The sequence below is a fragment of the Paraburkholderia sp. XV genome, assembly GCF_020177535.1.
Taxonomy (GTDB): Bacteria; Pseudomonadota; Gammaproteobacteria; order Burkholderiales; family Burkholderiaceae; genus Paraburkholderia; species Paraburkholderia caribensis.
On the sequence record NZ_JAGUUD010000020.1, the window covers coordinates 57,538 to 83,281 of the forward strand.

Sequence of the window (25,744 nt, forward strand, 5' to 3'; positions counted from 1 at the left end):
GCCGCCGTCGATGCGAGCGCGTCCGTGCCCGCCGTATCCGTCGCCACGATCCGTCACCAAGAAGCGCCAACACTACGCCGACCCTACATGACCGCTCCGCGTCCCACTCTGCCCGGCCAGCCGCGCCGCATGCGCCTTCTGCCCTCCGTGATCTTCATGAGCCGCTGGCTGCAGGTGCCGCTGTATCTGGGCCTGATCATCGCGCAGGGCGTTTATGTCGTGCTGTTCGCGAAGGAAGTCTGGCACCTCGTCACGCACGCCATGACGCTCGACGAAACCAACATCATGCTCGTCGTGCTCGGCCTGATCGACGTGGTGATGATCTCGAACCTGCTGATCATGGTGATCGTCGGCGGGTATGAAACCTTTGTCTCGCGCCTCGGCCTGGAAGGTCATCCTGACGAGCCCGAATGGCTCGACCATGTGAACGCGGGCGTGCTGAAGGTGAAGCTGTCGATGGCGCTGATCGGCATCTCGTCGATTCATCTGCTGAAGACCTTCATCGACCCGGACAAGCACACGCAGCAGGCCGTGATGTGGCAAGTCATCATCCACGTCACGTTCCTCGTGTCCGCGCTGGTGATGGCATTCGTCGACCGCCTGACCACGCATACGCACCCGGAGCATTTTCACGAGCCCGCCGCACGCGGCGCGGCGCACGGCAAGAACACAACGATTTCCAACTCCCCTGAAGGCGCCTGACCGGCCGCATTGTCACGCGGCCGCGATACAAAACGCCACACTGCCCCACTGAGCCTAGCCATGACCGTCATCAAACAGGAAGACCTGATCCAGAGTATTGCGGACTCGCTGCAGTACATCAGCTACTACCATCCGCTCGACTACATCGAGGCGCTCGGCCGCGCGTACGAGCTCGAGGAAAGCCCGGCCGCGAAGGACGCGATCGCGCAGATTCTCACGAACAGCCGCATGTGCGCCGAAGGCAAGCGCCCGATCTGCCAGGACACGGGCATCGTCACGGTGTTCGTGAAGGTCGGCATGGACGTGCGCTGGGACGGGGCGACGATGTCCGTCACCGACATGATCAACGAAGGCGTGCGCCGCGGTTATCTGAACCCGGACAACGTGCTGCGCGCGTCGATCGTGAGCCCGCCCGAAGGCGCGCGCAAGAACACGAAGGACAACACGCCCGCCGTGATCCACTACGAGATCGTGCCGGGCGACAAGGTCGACGTGCAGGTCGCGGCCAAGGGCGGCGGCTCGGAAAACAAGTCCAAGTTCGCGATGCTGAACCCGTCGGATTCGATCGTCGACTGGATTCTGAAAACCGTGCCGACGATGGGCGCGGGCTGGTGCCCGCCCGGCATGCTCGGCATCGGTATCGGCGGCACGGCTGAAAAGGCGATGCTGATGGCGAAGGAATCGCTGATGGACCCGATCGACATTCAGGATGTCATCGCGCGCGGCCCGCAAGACTGGATCGAGGAACTGCGCGTCGAACTGCATGAGAAGGTCAACGCGCTCGGTATCGGCGCGCAGGGCCTGGGCGGCCTCGCAACGGTGCTCGACGTGAAGATCATGGCAGCGCCGACGCACGCGGCGTCAAAGCCCATCGCGATCATCCCGAACTGCGCGGCCACGCGCCACGCGCACTTCACGCTGGACGGCACGGGCGTCGCGAAGCTCGAAGCGCCGTCGCTCGACGCATGGCCCAAGGTGCAGTGGGAGCCCGACACCGAGAAGAGCAAGCGCGTCGACCTGAACACGCTGACGCCGGAAGAAGTCGCGTCGTGGAAGCCGGGCCAGACGCTGCTGCTGTCGGGCAAGATGTTGACGGGCCGCGACGCCGCGCACAAGCGCATCGCCGACATGCTGGCCAAGGGCGAAAAGCTGCCCGTCGATTTCACCAACCGCGTGATCTACTACGTCGGCCCCGTCGACCCGGTGCGCGACGAAGCTGTCGGCCCGGCAGGCCCGACCACGGCCACGCGCATGGACAAGTTCACGGAAACGATGCTCGCGCAAACCGGCCTGATCTCGATGATCGGCAAGGCCGAGCGCGGCCCCGTCGCGATCGAGGCGATCAAGAAGCATAAAGCGGCGTACCTGATGGCTGTGGGTGGCGCGGCGTATCTGGTGTCGAAGGCGATCCGCAGCGCGAAGGTGCTCGCGTTCGAAGACCTCGGCATGGAAGCCATCTATGAATTCGACGTGCAGGACATGCCCGTGACGGTCGCCGTCGATTCGAACGGCACCTCGGTCCACCAGACGGGACCGAAGGAATGGCAGGCGAAGATCGGTAAGATTCCCGTCGCTACCGCTTAAAGATTTCTCATTGTTTTACGGAAGCCGGGACGTTATAGTCCCGGCTTTTTTATTATTCACGCGAAATGCAAATTAAATTGCGTGAATGATTCTCAACAACCATATTCGTCCTTGGCTTTTGGTTTTCAGACGTTTATTGTTGTTGGAAAACCCAGCTCTTGAAGAGGAAACGTCATGCAAGGCGATAAAAAAGTCATTGAATATCTGAACGCCCAGTTGAAGAACGAACTGACCGCGATCAACCAGTATTTCCTGCACGCGCGGATGTACAAGCACTGGGGTCTCGAGAAGCTGGGCAAGCACGAGTACGACGAATCCATCGGCGAAATGAAGCACGCCGACATGCTGATCGAACGCATTTTCATGCTCGACGGCCTGCCGAATCTGCAGGATCTGCACAAGCTGTTGATCGGCGAAGAAACGAAAGAAATTCTCGAATGCGATTTGAAACTCGAATACATCTCGCAAGGCACGTGCAAGGAAGCCATCGCTTATTGCGAGTCGGTGCGTGATTTCATCTCGCGCGAAATCTTCACGACGATTCTCGACGACACCGAAGAACATATCGACTGGCTCGAAACGCAGATCGACCTGATCGACAAGGTCGGTATCCAGAACTATCAGCAGTCGGCGATGGGCTCGCAGGAAGAATAAGACGACGCCCGGGCAGGAAGCCCCCTCACTCCTGATACACTTCTGCGGTCCGATCCGCGCAACGTTCGTTCACACGCGCTGCGCGGATTTTCTTATATGGCTTCCGTCGAAACCATGACCGCTTCGTCCCCCGCCTCCGCTACCTCCGCTTCCGTCCCGCCACTCACCTCGCTCGACCCGCGCGCGCCCGTCGGCATTTTCGACTCGGGTCTGGGTGGATTGTCGGTGCTGCGCGCGGTCCGCTCGCAACTGCCGGACGAAGCGCTCATCTACGTCGCGGATTCGCTGTATGCGCCCTACGGCGAACGCGACGACGATTTCATCGCCGACCGCACGCTCGCAATCGGCGAATGGCTCGTCGCGCAGGGCGCGAAGGCGCTGGTCGTGGCGTGCAACACGGCGACCGCGCAGTCGATCGCACTGGTGCGCGAGAAATTGCCTATTCAGTTGATCGGCGTCGAACCGGGCGTAAAGCCCGCGGCGCTGCAGTCGAAATCGCGCGTGGCGGGCGTGCTCGCGACCCGCGTGACGCTGCGCAGCGCCCGCTTCCAGGGCTTGCTCGAACGCTACGCCAGTGACTGCCGGTTTCTGTGCCAGCCGGGTCTCGGCCTGGTGGAGGCCGTCGAACGCTGCGACATCGGCTCGCCGGAACTGCGCGCGCTGATCGAAAGCTACCTTCAGCCGATGCTCGACGCCGGCGCCGATACGCTGGTGCTCGGCTGCACGCACTACCCGTTTCTCGATGCGGCGATCCGCGATATCGCGGGCGACCGGCTGACGCTGATCGACACCAGCGTCGCGATTGCACGGCAACTGGAGCGCGTGCTCGACCAGCAAGGGCTGCGTTCGCCCGCGCGCGACACCGTGCCGCAGCCGCGCTTCTGTTCGACCAGCGACGGCGCGCATCTCAAACAGCTTGCGGCGACGCTGCTCGATATCGACGCGCCCGTCGAGCGCGTGCACATCCCGTCGCGCCGTACGATCGCGCCGGATTCGCACGCCGCCTGAGGCTCGCGCACGGGGCGGCGGCGCCAGCCGTCTCCACAGCATCAAATGCACACCCGTCGCCCGACGGAAACCGCCCGCATGGCGCCCCGCCGCGACTTGAGCGATCGTGCGGCGCCGGACGAAACCCTTCTAACAGGCTGGTTTTGTTACAAAATTTTGCCCGGGAGGCTTGCCAAACCGACCAAACAAAATGATAATAATTCGCATTAACGTTAGCTATCGCGAGCTGTCATGATTGTCTGCGTGTGCAAGTCAGTGTCCGACCGGAAAATCCGTGCAACGATCGCCGAAGGCGTCGATTCATTCGACGAGCTTCAGTTCGAGCTGGGCGTCGCGATGTGCTGCGGCAAGTGCGAGGAGTCCGTGCGCGACGTGATGGCGCAAAGCGGCGTGTGTGCGAGCCGCTGTGGCGTCGAGCACCACACGCAAACGGCGCCGCTGACGTTCTACGAACGTAAGGCCGCCTGAAGCCGGTTCCAGGCCGGTTTCATTTCCGGCCTTTGATGCGTTTCAACGTAGTGCTTCGAAAAGCGTGCCATTATCGGGCGCTGCATTTTTTTCGTTTCCGCCGTCAGCAAGCCAGTCGGATACCAGCCAGCGACGCCATTCTTCGAGGAGTTCGAGATGGAATTGCTGATCGGTTTTCTGACCACCGTTTGTATTTCGCTGCTGATATTCCGAACATGACGCTGTTTTGCATGACGTGCTGCATTGCCGGCGCGCCGCCACGCTGACCATGCAGGCCACGCCTTCTCTCCCAACCGGCTTCGCGCCGGAAGCTTCCGCTCGAATCAACCCGCGTATCGCCACGGTGACGGGCATCGTCATCGGACTTCACTTCATCGCGCTCGCTATTGCGTTCACGGTACGCACGGTTACGCCTTTGCCGGTCGAAACTCCGCGAACGATTACGGCCGAACTGCTGCCGCCGCCGGCACCTGCCGCCGCGCCCGTCGCGATCGAATCGGCCCCGCCGCCGCCGAAGCCCGTGCCCATCCAGAAGGTCAAGCCGAAGGTGCAGCCGCGCCCGACGCCGAAGCCCACGCCGGCTCCAATGCCCGTCGCACAAGCGCCGTCGCAGCACGAGATCAGCGCGCCCGAACCGGCTCCGCCCGCGCCGCCGGCCCCGGCCGCGCCTTCTGCGCCCGCCGCGCCCGCTGCGAAGCCGGTGATGTCGATCACGGCCCCCAAGGACGCGTCGCATCTGAGCTGCAGCATCGTCGAGCCGACTTATCCGGCGATGTCGCGCCGCCGCGGCGAAACGGGCCGCGCGGTCGTGCAGTTCGTTCTGTCGGCGTCGGGCCGGATCGAGAACATCGAACTGAAGAAGAGCAGCGGCTCCGATCGTCTCGATCAGGCCGCGCTCGACGCGATTCGCTCCAGTTCGTGCAAGCCCTATCTGGTGGACGGCGAGCCGACTCGCGTGCCCGCCGTCCAGCCGTTCGACTTCAGCCTGAACAATTGACATTGATCAGCTGACCAGCATTTCAAAGAAAAAAGGAATTGCCATGCAGAACTACGGTATTGCCCACGTCTGGGCACAAGGGGATTTCGTCACACGCGGCATCGCGGTGACGTTGCTGATCATGTCGGTGCTGTCGTGGACCGTGATCGTCGTCAAGAGCTGGAACGTGATGCGCCTGAACCGCCTGACAAAGAACGCCGAAAAAGCCTTCTGGCATTCGGACGATGTCGCCGACGGCATGAAGAAGCTCGGCAGCGGCACGTCGTCGCCGGCCGAGAACCCGTTCCTCGCGCTCGCGCTGTCGGGCCAGGAAGCCGCCGATCACCATCATCAGACGCAGCCGCATCTGCACGACCGCATGGACGTGTCGGACTGGATCACGCGCTGCCTGAAGGACACCATGGACGAAAGCGTCGCGCGCATGCAGAGCGGCCTCGCGGTGCTCGCGTCGATCGGCAGCACGGCGCCGTTCGTCGGCCTGTTCGGCACGGTGTGGGGGATCTATCACGCACTGCTGGGCATCGGCGCGTCGGGCCAGTCGTCGATCGATCAGGTCGCGGGCCCCGTTGGCGAAGCGCTCATCATGACGGCCTTCGGTCTGTTCGTCGCCATTCCCGCCGTGCTCGGCTACAACGCGCTGACGCGCGCCAACAAGGGCATCGTCAGCAAGCTGAGCCGCTTTGCGCACGGCCTCCATGCGTTCTTCGTCACGGGCGCCCGCCTGTCGTCGTCGAAACGCGGAGACGGTCTTCGGCTCGCGACCCGCGCCAACTAAATAGCGAGACATAGCGATGGCAATGAGCCCTTTCGCCGGCGACGATGACGACGGCCTCATGAATGAAATCAACATGACGCCGCTCGTCGACGTCATGCTGGTGCTCCTGATCGTATTCATGGTGACGATCCCCGTGATCCGCCATGCGGTGAAGATCGATCTGCCGCATGCGAGCAGCCAGAAGGAAGACACGAAGCCTGCGCAGGTGACGGTTTCGATCGACGCCGACGGCAACGTGTCGTGGGACGACCAGAAGATCTCCGACGACATGCTGCAGGCAAAGATCGCCGCTGCTGCACAGCAGGAGCCGCAGCCGGAGCTGCATCTGAGCGCGGACCGCAAGGTCGCGTACGAAAAGGTGGCGCAGGTGATGTCGGCGGCGCAGGCAGGCGGCCTGACAAAGATCGGTTTCGTCACGGAACCGAAGTCGAAATAGGCGCGCCGCCTACTTCGGTTCGACAAAAGCCCTGTTTTTCAGGGCTCAAAGTAAAAGGCCTTCATCGTCGGATGAAGGCCTTTTTTCATGCGCACTCGGCGCCTTCGGGCGGCGGGATCATTTACCATCGCTTCTGCTCTGGACCTGATCACCGCATGCGAACGCCGTGGTCGACACGGACACCGCTGTCAGCCCTATCAGGCTCGCTATCAAAGCGGCCGTGATTTTTCGCATAGGACACTCCTTAGCGAAGGGATTTCAATATAAGCCCGTGCGCTTTTCCATTCAAGCCTGCGGCCATTGAAAGTATCCATCGCCGGCCGCGCTTGCATGGCGAAAAGGTATTTCACTTCCTGCGGGCGCGTGAAAGTACGCGCCAGACGCATCACGCCACAGCTGCTTTCAGCCGCAGATTCTTCGCTTCGCGCTCCGGGCATTCCTGTTGAATATGCTTGCCGGTGTCGGGGTCGAGCATCTCGACGAGATAATCGACGAAGGTCCGCACGGCGGGCACCATGCCCTGCCGCGACAGAAACACGGCGTATAGCTGCGGCGACGGCAGCGTCCAGCCCGGCATCACGGGCGACAGCCGTCCGCTGCGCAGCGCGGCGCCGTACATCATTTCCGGCAACGCCGCGATGCCGACGCCCGCGAGCGCCGCTTCCAGGATCATCATCAGGTCGGCCGTCACGAGGCGCGGCTCATGGTCGTGCGCGTGGCGCGTGCCGTCGGGCGCGATCAGGTTGTAGACGTGGCGGCCGTCGCCCGTCGGCGTATCGAGCGTTTCGAAGCGTTTCAGGTCAGCGGGCTCGAGCGGCGGCGCGTTCTGGCTCAGAAGACTCGGCGCGCCGACCAGCATCTGCTGCGTGCGCCACAGCGGCCGCACGACGATATTCGCGTTTTCGGGCGGCTCCGAACGCACGCGCAGCGCCACATCGATCGAATCCTCGAACAGGTCGACCACGCGGTTCGTCACGCGCATCACGACGCGCACTTCGGGGAAACGGTGCATGAACTCCGGCATGATCTGCGACATGATGGTCTGCGAGATCGTCACGGGCACGCTCACGCGCACCGTGCCGCGCGGCGACGAGCGCAACTGCTGGACGACGTTGACGGCCGCCTGCGCCTCCGACAGCATCGCCTGACAGTGCTGGTAGAACAGTTGCCCGGCTTCCGTCAGCGCGAGCTTGCGCGTCGAGCGCTGCAAAAGACGCACGCCCAGCGACGCCTCCAGCTCGGTCAGCCGGCGCGACAGGCGCGACTTCGAAATGCCGAGCACGCGTTCGGCGGCGGAGAACCCGCCATGTTCGACGACCTGCGAAAAGTACATCAGGTCATTCAGGTTATGCGAATCGATCTTCATGTCATCGTTTCACTAGCAGAACAATCCATTGCGATAGACGGCCTGTTACGGCCCAAAACGGTCCATATAATAGCCCTATGTTTCAGAAATAACGCTATTCCCCAATTTTCGAGGTGATTTTGATGAGCGCGACCCGCACGATCGAACGCACGTATCCTTCCGTACGCACGGTTGAAGGCGGCGGTTTCGTCGTCCACCGCCCGTTTCCGACCCGCATGCTGATGGATTTCGACCCATTTCTTCTGCTCGACGAAATGGGCCCCGTCGACTACGCGCCCGGCGAGGCGAAAGGCGCGCCTGATCACCCGCATCGCGGCTTCGAAACGGTGACGTACGTGCTCGAAGGCCAGTTTGGTCACAAGGATTCGGCGGGCCACTCGGGCACGCTGCGCGCGGGCGACGTGCAATGGATGACGGCGGGCGCAGGTGTCGTGCATAGCGAAATGCCCGATCCGTCATTCGTCGTGACGGGCGGCCGCGTGCACGGCCTGCAACTGTGGGTGAACTTGCCCAGGCGCGACAAGATGATCGCGCCGCGTTATCAGGAAATGCCGTCGGCGGGGATTCCCGTTGCAACATCCGCAGACGGCAAGGTCCGCGTAAAAGTGATTGCAGGCGAGGCGCTCGGCGTGAAGGCCGCGATCGAAACGCGCACGCCGATCCTCTATCAGCATTTCACGCTGCAGCCTGGCGCGCAGATCGTGCATCCCGTGCCGCGCGACTATCGGGTGTTCGCTTATGGGCTGTCGGGAAAAGGCCTCTATAGCGACGAGCGGCTGGAAATCGACGCGCAGCAGATGATCGTCTTCGACAACGACGGCGACACGGTGACGATCGCCGCGGGCGCCGAACCGCTCGACGTGCTGTTGTTCGGCGGCGTGCCGCTGAACGAGCCTGTCGTGCGTTACGGCCCGTTCGTGATGAATACCGAAGACGAAATCCGGCAGGCTGTCATCGACTATCAGGCCGGCCGCATGGGGCAGATCACGCACTAGCCGTCCATACGGCTTTTCGCGGCAGGCGCTCAGCCGCGAATCGCAGCAAATTCGTTCACAATAGCGGTTCGAGCCGCGCGCCGCGTCATGCGCCGCGCGGCGCTATCGTTCCAACCGAGCGTTCCCACTGAACGTTCTGACTCAACGTCCCGCACAGGAGCGCGCATGGCAGACACGAAGGTCACCGCACACATCGGCTCGACGGATTTCCAGGTACTGTTCGACGATGGCACACACACATGGCTCGCCGACGAACCGGAGTCGCTGGGCGGCGGCGATCGTGGCCCGACGCCGAACTCCCTGCTGCTGTCGAGCCTCGGCGCGTGCACGTCGATTACGCTGAAAATGTACGCACAGCGTAAAGGCTGGCCGCTCGAAGAAGTGCGCGTGACGCTGTCGATGCAGAAAGATGGCGACGGCACGGCGATCGACCGGCAAATTGTCCTGACGGGCAATCTGTCGGACGAACAGCAGGAACGACTCCTGCAAATAGCCAATGCATGCCCCGTGCACAAGATCCTGAGCAATCCGATCTCGATCCGCACGGGCCTGGCCGTTGCCTGATAGTGCGTGAACCTTGAGCTTTAAGAGGAAGCTGTCGTCTTGAACTTCGAACATCTCATTCAGATCAACGATCCGCTCAATCCGCTCGTCGAATCGCTGACGCGCGAACAGCTGTGGGAAGGGCTCGTGCTGCGCGCGGAGCAGCCGCAACTGTTCGTGATGGGCCTCGACAGCTGCTCGATCCTGTCGCGCACGGACAGCACGATGGAGCGCGAGTTGCACTACGGCCAGGCAACCGTGCGCGACCACGTCACGCTTACGCCGCAAAAAAGCGTGCGCTACGACATCAGCGCGACGGCCGATTACGTCGGCGGCTCGCTGACGATGACCATCGAGCAGCCCGACGAACTGCAACTCTTCCTGCGCTTCGAGTACAAGACGAGCCTGCCATCCGCCGACCAAAACGTCGACCCGGACGCACATCAAACGGAAGAGATCGTGAAATCGGCGTATCGCGAGTCGGACATCGATACGGTCCGCCTCATCCGCCAGTACGTCAGCGCGCGCAATACGCCTGACCAGTTGCACTGACTCTCGCGCGCTGCCAGGTTCCTGGCGGCGCAAGCCCTCCCCTATCGAAACACCAAACCGATTAGTTTTGAAACCTTGTAAATGGGAATGGTTATCATTTAGAATCAATCTAACGAATCGACGAACACCAACGGCAAGCATGACGAACATGACACGCTCTTCCACGCTTAGCCTGCGCCGCCCCGCGGCAGCGGCACTGACGACCGGTCGTCCCGCCAAACCGATGACGGCGTCGCCTGCGGAACGCCATGCAGCCAACGGCAGCGACGCGGCGCCGGCCACAGCAGAAACGTCGGAGCGCGTGTTGCGCAGCGATGCGCTGCTTCAGGGCCGCAGTCACGTGAGCATCATGCACAACGGCGAGACGTATCAGTTGCGCGCAACGCGACTGGGCAAACTGATTCTGACGAAGTAACGAATGCCGCAGTAAAGGTTGATTGAGTACCGGGTATTGTGGGGACCACCTCCCAGAGAGGTGTTGGGCACTAGCCAGCCACGACGGCTTGCACGCGAGATCTAGACCCCTTCGTGCAGACACCAAGCCAGCCGTCGAAGCAAGCCAGGCCGTTTTTTTGGTTCTCACCGCGACGTATGCGCTTATGAATCGCGCCACGTTCATGAATGATGAAAGCGAAGCCGTGCAGATGACATCGTCTGCGCGGCTTCTGTGTTTTGGGGGCGTACGGAACCGTCAGCGCAATTCGAGCGCGGCAATGCCCGCGCGTGCAATCGCCGTGTCCTGCTCCGACTTCACGCCCGACACGCCGATCGCGCCCACCGTCTCGCCTTCCACGACGATGGGCACACCGCCTTCCACGAAGGCGGCGAGCGGCGCACTCAGAAACGCGATGCGCCCCTGCTTGATGACGTCTTCGTAGACCTTGGTTTCGCGGCGCCCGAGCGCGGCCGTGCGCCCTTTCGCGGTCGCCATGTCGACCGTGCCGGGCGCCGCGCCATCCATACGGTGCAGATGCAGGAGATGACCGCCGTCGTCGAGAATCGCGATCGTCACGGTCCAGTGATTCGCCGCCGCATGCGCTTGCGCAGCGGCGGCTATCTTGCCGATGTCTTCGTCGGTCAATACGGGTTTGGTTCTCACGGGCGCCTCGCTCGGATACGCGGCGCGCCGCCGATCAATGTGCCGGCCAGTACCAGAACATCAGCCACCACGCGCTATCGACGACGGCCAGTGCTGCCATGAACCATACCACCGACAACGCGCGCTGGAAAACCCGCGCCGTGTAGCGGCGCGTCACGAGCCACGCGAGCCACGCGCTCCACGCATTCGAAATCACGAGAATCGCGATGCGCACGTCCGACGCCCAATCGAGCGGCACATGTTCGGCCTTCAGCAGCGACAGCGTCGTCGCCGACAGACCGAGGAACACACCTGTGCCCGCAATCGGAATCAGCGCTTGCGCAAGATGATGCAGGCGCGTCCTGTCGAAGCGTCCCAGCATGCGGGTCGCGCCCGCCAGCAACGCGAGCAGCGCCGTGCCGTAGACCACGCCCGTCGCGAGGATGTAGGCGATGATCATCGTGCCGTCGAGCCACGAGAACACGTCGTTCTGTTCCGGATAATGCGTGAACAGGAACCACGGCGCGTTCGTGTCGAGCGGCCACATGATGTCGTGATCGATAAGCCATGTCGCAAGCGATTGCTTGACGTCGATGAACCACGGCGAGCCCGTCCAGTGGAACGCGCCGATCGCGATGCCCAGCAGGCCATAGAGAATCAGCGCCGTGTCCCAGGCGCTCGCCTGCTTGTCGCCGAGATTCACGACTTCCGACGACGGCTTGCGCCACGTCAACGCAATCGCGTCGCGGTGCCCGCTGCAGCGGCCGCACATATGGCAGGCGGCGGCGCCCTCCATCTTGCGCAACGGCACGAGCGGCGCGCAGTTGATGGGGATCACGCGATGCCCGTGTTCGCCTTCCTTGTACGACCGGCGCCACGCGTCTTCGTCGACCTTGTAGTGGAACGGCGCGAGGCGCGCCAGAAGCGAAAAAACCCCGTTGACGGGGCACAGGTACTTACACCAGACACGCTTCTCTCGACCGTACAACAACCCGATGATCATCGCGGCAAAGGTCGATCCGCCTAACACCAGCAAGACCGCTTTCGGATACTGATAGACGCTGACCATCTGACCGTAGATCGTCGTCAGACCGAAGGCGACGAACGGCCAGCCGCCCCAGCGCATCCATCGCGGGATCGCCCAGCCTCGTCCGTATTTGCTGGCGAACTCCGCGAGCGCGCCTTCGGGGCACAGCACGCCGCACCAGACGCGCCCGAGCATCACCATCGACAGCAGCACGAACGGCCACCAGATGCCCCAGAAAACGAACTGCGCCGCGAGCGTCAGGTTGTTCCACAGATGCGCGGTGTCGCCCGGCAGTTCGGTGAATGCGGGCACGAGAATCAGGAAAGCGTAGACGGCAACGACGACCCACTGGATGCCGCGGATGGCAGCGCCGTGGCGCTGCATCCAGTTGCCGGCTTCCGCAAGCCGGCTGCGGCGATTTGCGACTACCGTCGTCATGCCGCGCGCCCTGCCGCCTGTTGCGCGGGAACGCGCTTCGAACGGCGGATCAGATACCACACGAAGCCCCAGTAGAGCGCATACGTGATCAGGTTCATCAGCGCCGGATGCGCGCGATAACCCGTCAGCGTCGCGACCAGCGAGCCGAACGTGCTGGAGTCATCGAGAATCATCGACGTGTTCCATATGCGATCGACGATGGTCGGCAGGATTTCCTTGTCGATCAGCTTGTCGACGCCCGTCTGGAACAGCCCCGCGCCGAGGAACAGCAGCATGATTTCGGTGACGCGGAAGAACAGGCGCCACGAGAAAATCTTGCCGCCCAGCTGCAGCAGGTAAAACGTCACGAATGCGAGACCGAGGCCGAGCAGCACGGCAATGATCTGGTCCATGCCGACGTGGCCCGACTGGCCGAAGCCCAGGCCGTACAGGAAAATGACCGTCTCGCTGCCCTCACGCGCGATCGCCAGCGCGACGAGCACCGCGACACCCCACCAGTTCGCGCTCTGCGTGCTCTTCTTCAGCGACTGTTCCATGTCGCGCTTGAGCGTGCGCCCGTGCGACTTCATCCAGATCACCATCTGCACGATCAGCACGCAGGCGATCAGCACCATCGCAGTCTGGAAATAATCCTGCGCATCGCCGGACAGCACCTCGGTGAAGCCGACCAGCGCCGCGCCCAGGCCGATCGCGGCCAGAATGCCCGCCGCGACGCCCGCCCACAGATAGGGCAGACCGTGACGCGCCTGTTCGTCGCCGTTCTTCAGCCACGCGTACAGAATGCCGACGACGAGCAGCGCCTCGACGCTTTCCCGCCAAACGATGAACACTACCTGACCCATCGAAACCTCCAACCACTTCAGTGGACGCCACGCGTCCGTATTACGGCCCGTGCTGCCGCGACGTCACTTGGCGACGATCACGCCCTGCGCCTGCTGATGGAAATCATCAAAGAACTTGTAGGTGCCGGGATCGAGCGGAGCGATCACCACCACCGACTCGGCGCCCGGCGCCAGAACCTTTTCCTTGCGCAACTCGACGCTTTCGAACTCCGCCGCGCCCTTACCCGTGTTCTTCACTTCGATCCGGATGCGCTTGCCCGCAGGCACTTCGATACGCGCCGGCGTCAGCTTGCCGTCCGTCATTTCGAGCTTGAACGTCACGGCTTCCTCGGCGGCGTGCGCCGCGCCGAAGAACGATGCCGCCATCGCGAGAACGGCAAGCTTCTGATTGACTCTCATGCATCCTTCCTAAAAATGCGGCGCGCTCTCACGCGCCGCTCATTGCCGCTCGTCACGGCATCAGGGATCGCGATGCGATCGACACCGATCAGTAACCGCCCTTCTTGCCGATGCCCGCGAACGTGAAGTCGTATTCGAGCGTGAACGGCTTGAACCACGGACCCACGCCCGTTTCCTTGTCGACGTGACGGCCGAACGCCATGTGGCCTTCCTGCATCGGCGGTTCGACGATCAGCTTCAGGTGATACTTGCCCGGGCCGGCAAGCTTGACGTTGTCGCCATAGTGCGGACCGTCGTCGGCAACCATCGCCATCAGGTCGCCCTTCTGGTCGTAGTTCGAACCCGGCTTCGTCAGTTCGTAGTGCACTTGCAGATAAGGCATCCAGTCACCTTCTGCGAACCCGGTCGGATTCTTCTTCACTGCATGGATGTCCGCTTCGAGGTGGACATCGGAATCCGACGCCTTGCGCATCATGCCTTCCGGGTCCATCGTGATCGGCTGCAGATAGACCGCGCCGACTTCCATCCCGCCTCGGATCTGCTGCTTGCCGATCGGATATTCAGCGGCCGACGCCGACATCGCGGCAACGGCAGCGAGGGCAACTACTCCGCCGCTCAAGATTGACGAAACGCGCATTGAAACTCCTTTGGTTTTTTTAGACTGAAGCAACGAAAAGCCGAACTCGGAAAGGCGCGTTGAAGAGGTCTCGCAAGCGCGTGGTCTTCACGTCTTTCACGAATTGTCCGATACCGTCAACGCGATTGCGAAAGCACTAACGAACGGTAATGCGAACCATTCTCAATACTTGAATCAGTTTATCACTGTTCGATGGGAGAGACAAATGCGAAAGCGTCGAAAGCCTTGCTGCAACAGGGTCTTACGGGAAGCTTAAGAGCCGTTTTCGCGGTGTTCCCGGCGGGGCGCCGCAATGGCATTGCGGCTGAACTGGAGCGAGGAGACATGGCACGACATGCGCGGCGGCAAAGCGCCGCGCCCCGTCGCCTTCCCGCAACGGCTGGAACGCGGACGAGAGCTAGTCCGTGCCCGTCAGATGATCGCCGACATTCGCGCCGAACACTCGCTCGCGCAGCAACGCGAGCTGGTCGCGCACCTGAGCCGCTTTTTCGAATTCGAGATTTTTCGCGTGCTCCATCATCTGCTTCTCAAGCCGCTTGAGCTCCTTGGCGAGCTGCTTTTCGGACATGTCTTCGAACTTCGCACGAACCTGCTGCTCTTTTAGCTCAGCGCGCGCTTCATCGACGTTGTAGACGCCGTCGATAATGTCCTTGATCCGCTTCACCACGCCGCGCGGTACGATGCCCATCTTCTCGTTGAACGCGATCTGTTTCGCGCGCCGCCGCTCGGTTTCGTCGATCGCGCGTTTCATTGAGTCGGTAGTCTTGTCGGCGTAGAGGATCGCCTTGCCGTTCACATTACGTGCAGCCCGGCCGATGGTCTGGATCAGCGAACGCTCGGCGCGCAGGAAACCTTCCTTGTCGGCATCGAGAATCGCGACGAGCGACACCTCGGGAATGTCCAGACCTTCGCGCAGCAGGTTGATCCCGACCAGCACGTCGAAGGTACCCAGGCGCAGATCGCGAATGATTTCGACACGCTCGACGGTGTCGATGTCGCTGTGCAGATAGCGCACCTTCACGCCGTGATCGGCGAGAAACTCCGTCAACTGCTCGGCCATGCGCTTGGTCAACACCGTGACGAGCACGCGGTCGCCCGCCTTCACGCGCTCGTTGATCTCGGCCAGCACGTCGTCGACCTGCGTGCGCGCCGGCCGCACTTCGATTTCCGGATCGACGAGGCCCGTTGGGCGCACGACCTGCTCGGCCACCTGCCCCGACGTCTTTTTTTCATAATCGGCGGGCGTCGCCGACACGAACACGACCTGGCGCATCTTGCGCTCGAACTCGTTGAACTTGAGCGGGCGATTATCGAGTGCGGACGGCAGCCGGAAACCGTAGTCGACGAGATTCTCCTTGCGTGCGCGGTCACCGTTGTACATGCCGTTCAACTGGCCGATCAGCACGTGCGATTCGTCGAGGAACATCATGGCGTCGGTGGGCAGATAGTCGACCAGCGTCGGCGGCGGCTCGCCGGGCGCGGCGCCCGAGAAATGCCGCGAGTAGTTTTCGATGCCCTTGCAGAAACCCAGTTCCTGCAACATTTCCAGATCGAAACGCGTGCGCTGCTCGAGCCGCTGCGCTTCGACGAGCTTGCCATCGCCGTAGAAGAATTCGAGGCGGTCGCGCAACTCGGACTTGATGGTCTCGACGGCGCGCATCACCGTCTCACGCGGCGTCACATAGTGCGACGACGGATAGACGGTGAAACGCGGAATCTTCTGCCGCACGCGGCCCGTGAGCGGATCGAACAACTGCAGCGTATCGATTTCGTCGTCGAACAGTTCGACGCGCACGGCCATTTCCGCATGCTCGGCGGGGAAAATGTCGATCGTGTCGCCGCGCACGCGGAACGAACCACGCGCGAAGTCGGCTTCGTTGCGGTTGTACTGCATGGCGATCAGGCGCGCGATGATGTCGCGCTGCCCCATCTTGTCGCCGGTGCGCAGCGTCAGAATCATCTGGTGATATTCCGACGGATTACCAATACCGTAGATCGCCGATACCGTCGCGACGATCACGACGTCGCGCCGTTCCATCAGGCTCTTGGTGGCCGACAGACGCATCTGCTCGATGTGCTCGTTGATCGACGAGTCCTTTTCGATGAACAGATCGCGCTGCGGGACGTACGCTTCCGGCTGGTAATAGTCGTAGTACGAGACGAAGTACTCGACGGCGTTACGCGGAAAAAACTCGCGAAACTCGGAGTACAGCTGCGCGGCGAGCGTCTTGTTCGGCGCGAAGACGATGGCCGGCCGGCCCAGCCGCGCAATCGTGTTCGCCATCGTGTAAGTCTTGCCGGAGCCCGTCACGCCGAGCAGCGTCTGGAACGACAGACCGTCCTCGACGCCTTCGACCAGCGTGTCGATGGCCGTCGGCTGGTCGCCGGCGGGCGGATACGGTTGATAGAGCTGGAACGGGGAGCCCTCGAACGTCACGAATTTGGATTCGTCGAGAGCGTCGTGGACTTCACTCAGATGATGTTCGGACATGGAAGCGGCACCTCGGCCGGGAGCAAACGACTATTCTAGCGGTTTGCGTACAGGCGGGCTGACGCCTCGCCAGACGCCCGGGACGCGGCCGCCGCATGTCCGCTGCTGCGCCCGGATTGATGCGGACGCGGCATGAAAACATCGCCAGATCGCTGTTTTCATTGCAAATTAATCCCCTCGCGGGCCGCGCCGATGTCAAAAACCCCGGTGAGATTCGTTACAATGGCACGTTGCGCGCCAGCGCGGCCGTCGGTCGAATGCGTCGCCGGAACCTTAGTTCGGGCTTTCCGCCGCAATTGCCGAACCCGGTCGCCGCACGGCGCATCGGTTCCTGGCTGCATCCCAAGTGTTCCCTCTTTTCACTACTGCCGAATCATCATGTCTCTGTTCTCCGCTGTCGAACTCGCTCCCCGCGACCCGATTCTGGGCCTGAACGAAGCTTTCAACGCAGATACGCGCACGACCAAGGTCAATCTTGGCGTTGGCGTGTATACCAATGAAGAAGGCAAGATTCCTCTGCTGCGCGCCGTGCGCGAAGCAGAAAAGGCACGCATCGAAGCGGCATTGCCGCGCGGCTATCTGCCCATCGAAGGTATTGGCGTCTATGACGCAGCCGTGCAGAAGCTGCTGCTCGGCAACGATTCACCGCTGATCGCTGCTGGCCGCGTCGTCACGGCACAGGCGTTGGGCGGCACGGGCGCGCTGAAGATCGGCGCGGACTTCCTGAAGCGCGTCAACCCCGCATCGAAAGTCGCGATCAGCGATCCGAGCTGGGAAAACCACCGCGCGCTGTTCGAAAGCGCGGGCTTCGAGGTCGTCTCGTATCCGTACTACGACGCGAAGACGCACGGCGTGAATTTCGAGGGCATGCTGTCCGCGCTCAACAGCTACGAGGCGGGCACGGTCGTCGTGCTGCACGCGTGCTGCCACAACCCGACGGGCGTCGATCTGACGGTCGACCAGTGGAAGCAGGTGGTCGAAGTCGTGAAGGCGCGTGCACTCGTGCCGTTCCTCGACATCGCCTACCAGGGCTTCGGCGACGGTATCGATGCTGACGCCGCCGCGGTGCGCCTGTTCGCGCAATCGGAACTGAACGTGTTCGTGTCGTCGTCGTTCTCGAAGTCGTTCTCGCTGTACGGCGAACGCGTCGGCGCGCTGTCGATCATCACGGGCAGCAAGGAAGAAGCGGCGCGCGTGCTGTCGCAACTCAAGCGCGTGATCCGCACGAACTACTCGAACCCGCCGACGCACGGCGGCGCGGTTGTCGCTGCCGTGCTCGGCTCGCCGGAACTGCGCGCGACGTGGGAAACGGAACTGGGCGAAATGCGCGACCGTATTCGCGCGATGCGCAACGGTCTGGTCGAGCGGTTGAAGGCAGCGGGCATCGACCGCGACTTCAGCTTCGTCAACGCGCAACGCGGCATGTTCTCGTACTCGGGCCTGACGGCTGCGCAAGTGGACCGTCTGCGCGAAGAGTTCGGCATCTACGCCGTCAGCACGGGCCGCATCTGCGTGGCTGCGCTGAACACGCGCAACCTGGACGTGGTGGCTAACGCGGTTGCTGCTGTCCTGAAGTAAGCCTTGTCAGCGAGACGGCTTGACGTCGTCTCCTACTGCTTGCAATTGAAAAGGCGCTCGTTTCGAGCGCCTTTTTTCATGCCGTCGACGTGGAGAATGCGCTCAACGCAAGTCGCGGTGAATGTCGTGCGTGACGAAGGCTGCATCGTTGTTGGGCATATCGAGCCAGCCCGGTTGCGCAAGCGAATTGCGGATGTCTTCGAGGCCACTTTCCCAGTGCTGGCGCATCGTCGACAAACCGAACTGAAAGTCCTTGTAGTGGCCTTCGTATTCCTTGTTGCCGTAGATCAGGTGAATGATGTTGTAGCGCTTCGAGCACGATAGCTCTTCGGCAAGCTTGCACCATGGATCATTGCGATGTTCGGGCGACACGCGATCGAGCACTTCGCGCAGCACATGCCGAAAGCGCTGCGTGCGCTGCATCGTGTCCGTGACGAGACGCGTTCGGCTCGAATACTGAATGTCCTTCATCCGGCCCTGGACATCGGTGATGTTGTCCGGCACGGGACCCAGCGCGCTCCACAAGTCCACCTGAAACGCGAGCGTGTCGCGGCGCGGACTGGCTTGCGCGACCTCGTATAACGGCGTGTTCGACATCAGTCCGCCGTCCCAGTAATACTCGCCGTCGATCTCGACGGCTCCGAAACCCGGTGGCAACGCGCCCGATGCCATGAAATGCTCGGGCTTCAGCGTCTGATGCGCATTGCTGAAATAGGCGAAGTTGCCCGTATGCACATTCACGGCGCCAACCGAGACATGCACTTCCTTCGAGTTGATCCGGTCGAAATCGCATAGCTGCTCGAGCGTCGCTTTGAGCGGCGTGGTGTCGTAGTAGCTCGCGAGTTGGGGCGGAACGGAAACCGCCGGCAATGGCGGCGGAAAACGCGGTGTGAAAAAACCCTTCTGCCCGTCGACGAGTGCGCCGACTGCCTGCATCGCGGTGAACGCCTTGCGCACCGTGTCGGTCGAATTGAAGAGAGCCTGCTCGACGGCGGGCGGCATGGGCGGACCAAAGGCCGGCTGACAGATGGTCTCCCAGAACTCGCGCAATTTCTCGACGCGATGCTCGGGCGCATTGCCTGCAATGATCGCCGTATTCAGTGCGCCAATTGAAATGCCCGCCAGCCAGTTGGGCAGGATGCCCGCCTCGTCGAGCCCCTGATAGACGCCCGCCTGATAGGCGCCGAGCGCGCCGCCGCCTTGCAGCATCAGCGCGATGGTCTCGTACTGGGGCAGCGCCGCGTGATGACTGGCGCGAACGCCGGGCGCCGTGCCCGCCTGCCCGCTTTCGCCCGCGCCGGCGCCGCCTGCGCGTGCCCGCTTCACACTGCGTTGTGAATCGCGTTGCGCCATCATCACCCTCCTCGCTTATTGCGCGCTTGTTGCGGGTTTATTGCGGGTTTATTGCGGGTTTATTGCATATACCAGCCGTGACTTACGATGAACGATTGGCCCGTGAGCGCGGCCGTCGGGAACGACGACAGGAACAGCACCGTCTGCGCGACGTCTTCGACCGTAGTGAAAATGCCGTCCACCGTGCCGCCGAGCATCACGCGCTTGACCACTTCTTCCTCGCTGATGCCCAGTTCCTTGGACTGTTCCGGAATCTGCTTGTCGACGAGCGGCGTGCGCACGAAGCCCGGACATACGACATGCGAGCGCACGTTATGTTTCGCGCCTTCCTTGGCAAGCACGCGCGCAAGGCCTAGCAGCGCATGCTTGGCCGTCACGTAAGCCGACTTCAGCGGCGAAGCTTCGTGCGAGTGCACGGAGCCCATGTAGATCACGATGCCGCCGCGATCGTCCTTGTACATGTGCTTGAGCGCGGCTTTCGTGGTGAGGAATGCGCCGTCGACGTGGATGGCCTGCATCTTCTTCCAGTCCGAGAACGAGTAGTTCTCGATCGGATTAACGATCTGAATGCCGGCGTTTGAAATCAGGATATCTACTGAGCCGAGCTCGGCCGCCACCTTGTCGATGCCCTGGTTCACGGCGTCTTCATTTGTGACGTCCATCGCGACGCCGAGCGCCTTGCCGCCCGCCTTGTTGATCTCTTCGGCGACGGCGTTCGCGCCGTCCTGGTTCAGGTCCGCAATCGCGACGGCTGCGCCAGCCGCCGACAGCGTCAATGCGATCTGCTTGCCGATGCCGCTCGCCGCGCCCGTGACGACGGCAACCTTGCCTTTCAGACTATCGTTAGATGACGACATCCAGAACCTCCATGCAGTTGATTGAGCAATGACAACATGGCGCGCAGCCACCGTAAAGCTGGCCGAATGGCATATGCCGTCCGGTCTATTGTTGCACTGCGGCCGACTCCGCTATTGTGCATGAAGCAACGCGAACTACACACCCAAAGGCACGTGTTCCCGAATCGGATTAATGTGTGGGGTTCCGGCTATGACATTCACAAAAGGAGATCTGCATGAACTACCGACGTCTCGGCCGTTCCGGCCTGCAAGTCAGTGAGCTGTCCATCGGCTCATGGGTGACTTACGGCAATCAGGTGGACCGGCGCGCCGCGCGGGAATCGCTGGCGGCCGCGCGCGACGCGGGCGTGAATTTCTTCGATAACGCCGAGGTCTACGCGGGCGGCAAGTCCGAGCAGATCATGGGCGAAGCGCTGAAAGAACTGAACTGGCCGCGCGTAAGCTACATCGTCTCGACCAAGTTCTTCTGGGGGCTCAACGAAGCGCCCAACCAGTACCACACGCTCAACCGCAAGTATCTGCTGAACGCGATCGATCACTCGCTCAAGCGCTTACAGCTCGATTATGTCGATCTCGTGTTCTGTCATCGTCCCGACCCGAACACGCCCGTCGAAGAAACCGTGTGGGCGATGAGCGACATGATCACGCGCGGCAAGGCGCTCTACTGGGGCACGTCTGAATGGAGCGCCGATGAAATTCGCGCGGCATACGAGATTGCCGAGCGGCATCATCTGCACAAGCCCGTAATGGAGCAGCCGCAATACAACCTGTTCCATCGCAAGCGCGTCGAGCAGGAGTATCGCCGGCTTTATGAAGACATCGGCCTCGGCCTCACGACGTGGAGCCCGCTCGCTTCCGGTCTGCTTACAGGCAAGTATCGCAACGGCGTGCCTGCCGGCAGCCGCGCGGAACTGCAAGGCTACGACTGGCTGCGCAAGGAACTGACCGACTCCGGCAAGAACAGCGTGGTCGGCCAGCTCGGCGAAGTCGCTGACGAACTCGGCTGCACCATCGGGCAACTGGCGCTCGCGTGGATCCTGACGAATCCGAACGTCAGCACGATCATTACCGGCGCATCGCGTGTCGAGCAGATCGCGGAAAACATGAAGGCGCAGGACGTCGCCGCGCAGATCACGCCGGAGCTCAAGGAGAAGATCGAAGCCATCGTCGGCGACGGCTATCAGTGACCGTTGGACACGCTGTGCGGGCCGTACGAACGATGCATGCGGCCCGCCGCGGCGAATGGGCGCCGAGTTGGAGGGCGAGTTGGCGGCGGGCGGGTCGGTCCGCTGGCGTACCTCGCGTACAATACGCAGCCCCGACGTTCGACCCCGCGGCCGCACGACCGGAAGCCGAGGCACGGCGCTTTGCGCAATGTTTTCATCGGCATTCGTCCCGTGCGGCGACCCGCCTAATTCGCTTCTTCACCAGCGCCTTCATCGCCATGCTCAGTTACCGCCACGCTTTCCACGCAGGCAACCACGCCGACGTCCTGAAACACGCTGTCGTCGTGCAGTTGCTGCGCTACCTCGGACAAAAGGACAAGGCGTACTGGTACATCGACACGCACGCGGGCGCAGGTGTCTATTCGCTGAAGGAAGGCTACGCGACCAAGACCGGGGAGTTCGAAACGGGCATTGCGAAACTGTGGAATCGCAAGGATTTGCCGCCCATGCTGGCGGACTATGTCGAGGAAGTGTCCGCGCTGAATGCCGACGGCGAATTGCGCTACTACCCGGGCTCGCCTTATCTCGCGTGGCGCCTGATGCGCGAGCAGGACCGCATGCGTCTGTTCGAATTGCACAGCACCGAGATCGACGTGCTACGTCACAATTTCCGCGACGCAGGCCGTCGCGCGATGCTCTTCGCGGGCGACGGGTTCGATGGCATCAAGCCGCTCCTGCCGCCTGCGCCGCGTCGCGCGCTCGTGCTCGTCGACCCGTCGTATGAAGACAAGCGCGACTACGGACGCACGCTGAATTGCGTCGAAGAAAGTCTGAAGCGGTTTGCGACGGGCACGTATGCGGTCTGGTATCCGCAAGTCGCGCGACCGGAATCACAGCGCTTTCCCGAGCAGTTGAAACGGTTGCAGGACAAGAACTGGCTACATGTTTCGCTGACCGTCAGCAGCCCGCCAAGCGATGGCTTCGGACTCTTCGGCAGCGGCATGTTCATTCTCAATCCGCCCTATACGCTGGCGAAGATGCTGAAGGAAACGCTGCCGTGGCTCGTCGAGGTGCTGGGCCAGGACAAGGCCGCGCAGTTCAAGATCGAGCATCGCGGCGATTGAACTGCTCAGCAGGCTGGCCCGTTGGGCGTGCGGCTACTTGACCTGTTCGGCCGCCTTGCGAGCAAAGTCGTTCGTATAGGTCGCCTTCAGGTCGACCTTCGACGCGTCGAGCCGCGTATCGAATGAAGCGAGCGCGCGAAGCGCCGTAGGCGGTCCGTCAGCCGGCATCAGGCCGTCGGGCGAATAGGCTTCACGGACATTGTGGAACGCGTCGATGTATAGCGCCTTGTCGTTGAGCAGATAGGCGGCGGGCACCATTTTCACGATGTCGTCATCGCTCGCCGTCTGAAGCCAGCGGTCCGCGCGCACGATTGCATTCGCCAACGCCTGTATCGTCTTCGGATTCTTCTGTATGAAGCTGTCCGGCGCGTAGAGCGTCGCCGCGGGCATCGTCCCGCCGAACACTTCCTGCGTGCCCTTCACGGTGCGTGTGTCGACCAGCACCTTGATATCGCCCGAGCGTTGCAGCTTCGTCATCATCGGGTCGACATTGGACAGCGCGTCGACCTGCCCGTTGCTCACTGCGGAAATCACCGTCGCGCCGCTGCCTACGCCGATCACCGAGATATCGCTGCGTTGCACGCCGACCTTGCGCAACGCGACGGTCAGCACGAGATCGGTCGATGAACCGGGTGCGCTCACACCCACCTTCGCGCCTTTGAAATCAGCCAGCGACTTCAGCGTGTCGGCTTTGCTTTTCGTCACCGCGACGGCGATCTGCGGCGCGCGTCCCATCAACGCGAATGCGCGGTAGTGCTGGCCTTTTGCCGCCATGAAGATTGTGTGCTCGTATGCGCCCGCGCCGACGTCCGCGCTGCCGCCCACTACTGCTTCGAGCGCCTTTGATCCGCCCGCGAAATCCTCGAGCGTCACGTCCAGCCCTTCGTCCTTGAAGAAGCCCAGTCGAGAGGCCGTCAGTACCGGGAGATAGTAGAGACCCGGCAGGCCGCCGACCGCCATGGTGAGCGCCGGCTTTTCGGGCGTTTCCTTCGCGGTGGCAGGGTGCACTGCAAGTGCCAGCAGCGCCGCGCACGCACTTGCGGCACGACGAAACCAAAGGTCGCGCATTCGTTGTCTCCTGTTTTGTTCGAATTGTTCGTCTCGCTGCGTGGGGACGCGTGCAAAGCACGCCCCCGGGCAATGATCGCGCAGCGATTGTCGTCTGAGGACGTAGCGCGCGCCATGCGCCGAAACCCGAATGACGCGAATCGCCGCGCCAGGCTGAACTATTGCGAATGCGGCACGTATCGCGGCCGCGGCTGCGGCGTCGACGGATTGGGATACGGTGGCTGCGTGGCGCCCGGCAACTGGATATACGGCGCCACGATGTAAGGCGGCGCCCCGTTGGGCGCGAGTTCCTCGGGCGCGGCAATCGGTTGTGCCTCGACGATGCGGCTGTGCGACAGCGGCCCTGTCGTCAGGATAGTGCCGCTCTGGCCATCGCTGATGCCACCTTGCGTGTCGAGAACCAGCGGTGGCCGGCTCGTCGGCGAGGCGGCGAATACCGTCGGTGCCGCCCCGAGCAGCACGACCGCCGCAGCGGATCGCAGCAGATGAATCATGTGGTCTGAAAACATGAGCGCCCCGGAATGTTTGTAGGAATGCCGGTTATCGCGAAAACATCATACCTTACCGCGGCACAGGCATTTGAGCTAGTCGCCGGCGATCAGCGTAGCGCAATCCATCGGCTCCAGATGTGACAAAGCCCCGCATGACGGGGCTTGATCTTGCAAACCGGGGCTCGCCGCGCACGGATGCCGCGCGAGCCGGGGCGAAGGACTTACAGCGAGTAGCCGCTGGTTTCGAGCGCGCGGATACGCTGTTCGAGCTGGACGATATCCGACGATGCTGCCAGGTAAGCCTCACGACGGCTACGTTCAGCCGTTTCAAACCAGTTGCTCAGCTTTTCGATGACAAATGCAAACATGATGAACTCCAAGGATCGGTTAAGAATCCCCGGTGAATTGGGCATCAGGGATTTCCCGTAGAAGGGTTAACCCGAATTATAGTCTTCTGGTGCAACCTTGCCAGTGAATTGCACGAATGACGTGCATTCCGTTTTGGAATGGTGCATGTTAATTTCACAGTCAAACCGTTGATTTCCAGTATATTTTTCGAGATTCGTCGAAAAATCGCCAGATCAATGCACTGTTTTAGCACCACATTAGTGCAAAAGTCGCGATTGCTCACAACGTTGCGTCACTGTTTTTCAATGCCCGTGACAATGCGGCGCAGTCGGCGGCGCAGTCGGCGTCGAATCCGCGGCGGCAAGGCTTTCGATAATCGGACAATCCGGACGGTCATCGCCATGACAATGATCGGCAAGATGCGCAAGCGTGTCGCGCATCCCGGTCAATTCGGCGATACGGCGGTCCAGTTCTTCAACGTGCTCGAGCGCAATCGACTTCACCTCCGCGCTCGCACGCGACCGATCGTTCCACAGTGCAAGCAGCTTGCGGATGTCCTCGACCAGAAATCCCAGACGCCGCGCCTGCCGGATAAAGCGCAGAGAATGGATCTCCTGCGATCCGTAAACCCGGTATCCCGCCTGCGTGCGCTCCCTCGCCGCGATCAGCCCGACGCTCTCGTAATAGCGGATCATTTTCGCCGTCACGCCCGACGCGCGGGCCGCTTCACCAATGTTCATCGCTCGTTCCCCAATCTGCCTTCAAGA

29 protein-coding genes are annotated in these 25,744 nt (G+C 62.0%); 15 read left to right on the plus strand and 14 right to left on the minus strand.

What is annotated here, in order from left to right:
- Nucleotides 1-87 precede the first annotated feature (87 nt).
- The 5 genes from KFO72_RS13245 (at nucleotide 88) to KFO72_RS13265 (ending at nucleotide 4,416) form a co-directional block, all read left to right on the plus strand.
- Nucleotides 88-702 (plus strand): TIGR00645 family protein, encoded by a 615-nt coding sequence (locus tag KFO72_RS13245; protein ID WP_054930141.1) that lies wholly within the window; start codon nucleotides 88-90, stop codon nucleotides 700-702.
- Between the two features lie 60 nt (nucleotides 703-762).
- A complete protein-coding gene (locus KFO72_RS13250) occupies nucleotides 763-2,286 on the plus strand; it encodes a fumarate hydratase (protein ID WP_054930121.1) in 1,524 nt (507 codons plus the stop codon).
- A gap of 174 nt (nucleotides 2,287-2,460) precedes the next feature.
- Nucleotides 2,461-2,940: a bacterioferritin gene (bfr, locus tag KFO72_RS13255; protein ID WP_054930120.1), complete on the plus strand. Its 480-nt coding sequence runs from the start codon at nucleotides 2,461-2,463 to the stop codon at nucleotides 2,938-2,940.
- Nucleotides 2,941-3,036: 96 nt separating this feature from the next.
- A complete protein-coding gene (murI, locus tag KFO72_RS13260; protein ID WP_060600241.1) occupies nucleotides 3,037-3,948 on the plus strand; it encodes a glutamate racemase in 912 nt (303 codons plus the stop codon).
- Nucleotides 3,949-4,179: 231 nt separating this feature from the next.
- Nucleotides 4,180-4,416, plus strand: coding sequence for a bacterioferritin-associated ferredoxin (locus KFO72_RS13265; protein WP_036004238.1), 237 nt, complete (start codon nucleotides 4,180-4,182; stop codon nucleotides 4,414-4,416).
- 42 nt (nucleotides 4,417-4,458) lie between these two features.
- On the opposite strand, the gene KFO72_RS13270 is transcribed toward KFO72_RS13265, so the two are convergent.
- Nucleotides 4,459-4,776, minus strand: a complete 318-nt coding sequence (locus tag KFO72_RS13270) for a hypothetical protein (protein WP_225032337.1) — start codon at nucleotides 4,774-4,776, stop codon at nucleotides 4,459-4,461.
- Here KFO72_RS13270 and KFO72_RS13275 point away from each other — a divergent pair.
- Genes KFO72_RS13275 through KFO72_RS13285 form a run of 3 tightly spaced genes read left to right on the plus strand, consistent with a single transcriptional unit; the run spans nucleotide 4,685 to nucleotide 6,624 of the window.
- Nucleotides 4,685-5,413, plus strand: a complete 729-nt coding sequence (locus KFO72_RS13275) for an energy transducer TonB (RefSeq protein WP_225032336.1) — start codon at nucleotides 4,685-4,687, stop codon at nucleotides 5,411-5,413. The two genes, KFO72_RS13270 and KFO72_RS13275, sit on opposite strands and share 92 nt — an antisense overlap.
- A gap of 43 nt (nucleotides 5,414-5,456) precedes the next feature.
- A complete protein-coding gene (locus KFO72_RS13280; protein ID WP_054930118.1) occupies nucleotides 5,457-6,188 on the plus strand; it encodes a MotA/TolQ/ExbB proton channel family protein in 732 nt (243 codons plus the stop codon).
- Between the two features lie 16 nt (nucleotides 6,189-6,204).
- A complete protein-coding gene (locus KFO72_RS13285) occupies nucleotides 6,205-6,624 on the plus strand; it encodes an ExbD/TolR family protein (RefSeq protein WP_054930117.1) in 420 nt (139 codons plus the stop codon).
- 385 nt (nucleotides 6,625-7,009) lie between these two features.
- Here KFO72_RS13285 and KFO72_RS13290 read toward each other — a convergent pair whose 3' ends face one another.
- Nucleotides 7,010-7,990 carry a LysR family transcriptional regulator gene (locus KFO72_RS13290; RefSeq protein WP_054930116.1) on the minus strand — a complete coding sequence of 327 codons (981 nt, stop codon included), beginning with the start codon at nucleotides 7,988-7,990 and terminating at the stop codon, nucleotides 7,010-7,012.
- A gap of 122 nt (nucleotides 7,991-8,112) precedes the next feature.
- Between KFO72_RS13290 and KFO72_RS13295 the strand changes: the two genes are divergently transcribed.
- The 4 genes from KFO72_RS13295 (at nucleotide 8,113) to hemP (ending at nucleotide 10,495) form a co-directional block, all read left to right on the plus strand.
- Nucleotides 8,113-8,985 carry a pirin family protein gene (locus KFO72_RS13295; protein ID WP_225032328.1) on the plus strand — a complete coding sequence of 291 codons (873 nt, stop codon included), beginning with the start codon at nucleotides 8,113-8,115 and terminating at the stop codon, nucleotides 8,983-8,985.
- A gap of 165 nt (nucleotides 8,986-9,150) precedes the next feature.
- Nucleotides 9,151-9,549, plus strand: coding sequence for an OsmC family protein (locus KFO72_RS13300; protein ID WP_054930114.1), 399 nt, complete (start codon nucleotides 9,151-9,153; stop codon nucleotides 9,547-9,549).
- A 39-nt stretch (nucleotides 9,550-9,588) separates the two neighbouring features.
- On the plus strand, nucleotides 9,589-10,080 hold the full coding sequence (locus KFO72_RS13305; RefSeq protein WP_036004224.1) for an SRPBCC family protein: 492 nt from the start codon (nucleotides 9,589-9,591) through the stop codon (nucleotides 10,078-10,080).
- Nucleotides 10,081-10,219: 139 nt separating this feature from the next.
- Entirely contained in the window at nucleotides 10,220-10,495 is a 276-nt protein-coding gene (gene hemP / locus KFO72_RS13310; protein WP_225032329.1) for a hemin uptake protein HemP, read from the plus strand.
- A gap of 276 nt (nucleotides 10,496-10,771) precedes the next feature.
- Here hemP and KFO72_RS13315 read toward each other — a convergent pair whose 3' ends face one another.
- From KFO72_RS13315 to uvrB, 6 genes are all read right to left on the minus strand, one after another.
- Entirely contained in the window at nucleotides 10,772-11,179 is a 408-nt protein-coding gene (locus KFO72_RS13315; RefSeq protein ID WP_054930112.1) for a GlcG/HbpS family heme-binding protein, read from the minus strand.
- A 34-nt stretch (nucleotides 11,180-11,213) separates the two neighbouring features.
- Nucleotides 11,214-12,623, minus strand: coding sequence for a 4Fe-4S binding protein (locus tag KFO72_RS13320; protein WP_062915547.1), 1,410 nt, complete (start codon nucleotides 12,621-12,623; stop codon nucleotides 11,214-11,216).
- Nucleotides 12,620-13,465, minus strand: a complete 846-nt coding sequence (locus KFO72_RS13325) for an FTR1 family iron permease (RefSeq protein WP_054930110.1) — start codon at nucleotides 13,463-13,465, stop codon at nucleotides 12,620-12,622. The genes KFO72_RS13320 and KFO72_RS13325 overlap by 4 nt, the downstream gene beginning before the upstream one ends.
- Nucleotides 13,466-13,528: 63 nt before the next feature.
- Nucleotides 13,529-13,864, minus strand: coding sequence for a cupredoxin domain-containing protein (locus KFO72_RS13330; RefSeq protein ID WP_054930109.1), 336 nt, complete (start codon nucleotides 13,862-13,864; stop codon nucleotides 13,529-13,531).
- A gap of 88 nt (nucleotides 13,865-13,952) precedes the next feature.
- The gene (locus KFO72_RS13335; protein ID WP_054930108.1) at nucleotides 13,953-14,501 is read right to left on the minus strand and encodes an iron transporter; all 549 of its coding nucleotides are present in this window, start codon (nucleotides 14,499-14,501) and stop codon (nucleotides 13,953-13,955) included.
- A gap of 397 nt (nucleotides 14,502-14,898) precedes the next feature.
- Nucleotides 14,899-16,992 (minus strand): excinuclease ABC subunit UvrB, encoded by a 2,094-nt coding sequence (gene uvrB, locus KFO72_RS13340; RefSeq protein WP_054930107.1) that lies wholly within the window; start codon nucleotides 16,990-16,992, stop codon nucleotides 14,899-14,901.
- Between the two features lie 378 nt (nucleotides 16,993-17,370).
- On the opposite strand from uvrB, the gene KFO72_RS13345 reads away from it, so the two are divergent.
- Complete coding sequence (locus KFO72_RS13345) at nucleotides 17,371-18,570, plus strand: amino acid aminotransferase (protein ID WP_036004205.1); 1,200 nt, start codon at nucleotides 17,371-17,373, stop codon at nucleotides 18,568-18,570.
- A gap of 102 nt (nucleotides 18,571-18,672) precedes the next feature.
- Here the strand turns inward: KFO72_RS13345 and KFO72_RS13350 are convergent, their stop codons facing one another.
- Complete coding sequence (locus tag KFO72_RS13350) at nucleotides 18,673-19,923, minus strand: DUF3734 domain-containing protein (protein WP_054930139.1); 1,251 nt, start codon at nucleotides 19,921-19,923, stop codon at nucleotides 18,673-18,675.
- A 59-nt stretch (nucleotides 19,924-19,982) separates the two neighbouring features.
- Nucleotides 19,983-20,780 carry a 3-hydroxybutyrate dehydrogenase gene (locus KFO72_RS13355; protein WP_054930106.1) on the minus strand — a complete coding sequence of 266 codons (798 nt, stop codon included), beginning with the start codon at nucleotides 20,778-20,780 and terminating at the stop codon, nucleotides 19,983-19,985.
- 215 nt (nucleotides 20,781-20,995) lie between these two features.
- On the opposite strand from KFO72_RS13355, the gene KFO72_RS13360 reads away from it, so the two are divergent.
- Both KFO72_RS13360 and KFO72_RS13365 read left to right on the plus strand, forming a co-directional pair.
- Nucleotides 20,996-21,967 (plus strand): potassium channel beta subunit family protein, encoded by a 972-nt coding sequence (locus KFO72_RS13360; protein ID WP_054930105.1) that lies wholly within the window; start codon nucleotides 20,996-20,998, stop codon nucleotides 21,965-21,967.
- 257 nt (nucleotides 21,968-22,224) lie between these two features.
- Nucleotides 22,225-23,070, plus strand: a complete 846-nt coding sequence (locus KFO72_RS13365) for a 23S rRNA (adenine(2030)-N(6))-methyltransferase RlmJ (protein WP_060600226.1) — start codon at nucleotides 22,225-22,227, stop codon at nucleotides 23,068-23,070.
- Between the two features lie 33 nt (nucleotides 23,071-23,103).
- Here the strand turns inward: KFO72_RS13365 and KFO72_RS13370 are convergent, their stop codons facing one another.
- From KFO72_RS13370 to cueR, 4 genes are all read right to left on the minus strand, one after another.
- Nucleotides 23,104-24,138 carry an ABC transporter substrate-binding protein gene (locus KFO72_RS13370; protein WP_054930103.1) on the minus strand — a complete coding sequence of 345 codons (1,035 nt, stop codon included), beginning with the start codon at nucleotides 24,136-24,138 and terminating at the stop codon, nucleotides 23,104-23,106.
- A gap of 158 nt (nucleotides 24,139-24,296) precedes the next feature.
- Nucleotides 24,297-24,647: a hypothetical protein gene (locus KFO72_RS13375; RefSeq protein WP_225032330.1), complete on the minus strand. Its 351-nt coding sequence runs from the start codon at nucleotides 24,645-24,647 to the stop codon at nucleotides 24,297-24,299.
- A 203-nt stretch (nucleotides 24,648-24,850) separates the two neighbouring features.
- Nucleotides 24,851-24,997 (minus strand): DUF3563 family protein, encoded by a 147-nt coding sequence (locus KFO72_RS13380; RefSeq protein WP_082624892.1) that lies wholly within the window; start codon nucleotides 24,995-24,997, stop codon nucleotides 24,851-24,853.
- A gap of 282 nt (nucleotides 24,998-25,279) precedes the next feature.
- A complete protein-coding gene (cueR, locus tag KFO72_RS13385; protein WP_054930101.1) occupies nucleotides 25,280-25,717 on the minus strand; it encodes a Cu(I)-responsive transcriptional regulator in 438 nt (145 codons plus the stop codon).
- Nucleotides 25,718-25,744 lie beyond the last annotated feature (27 nt).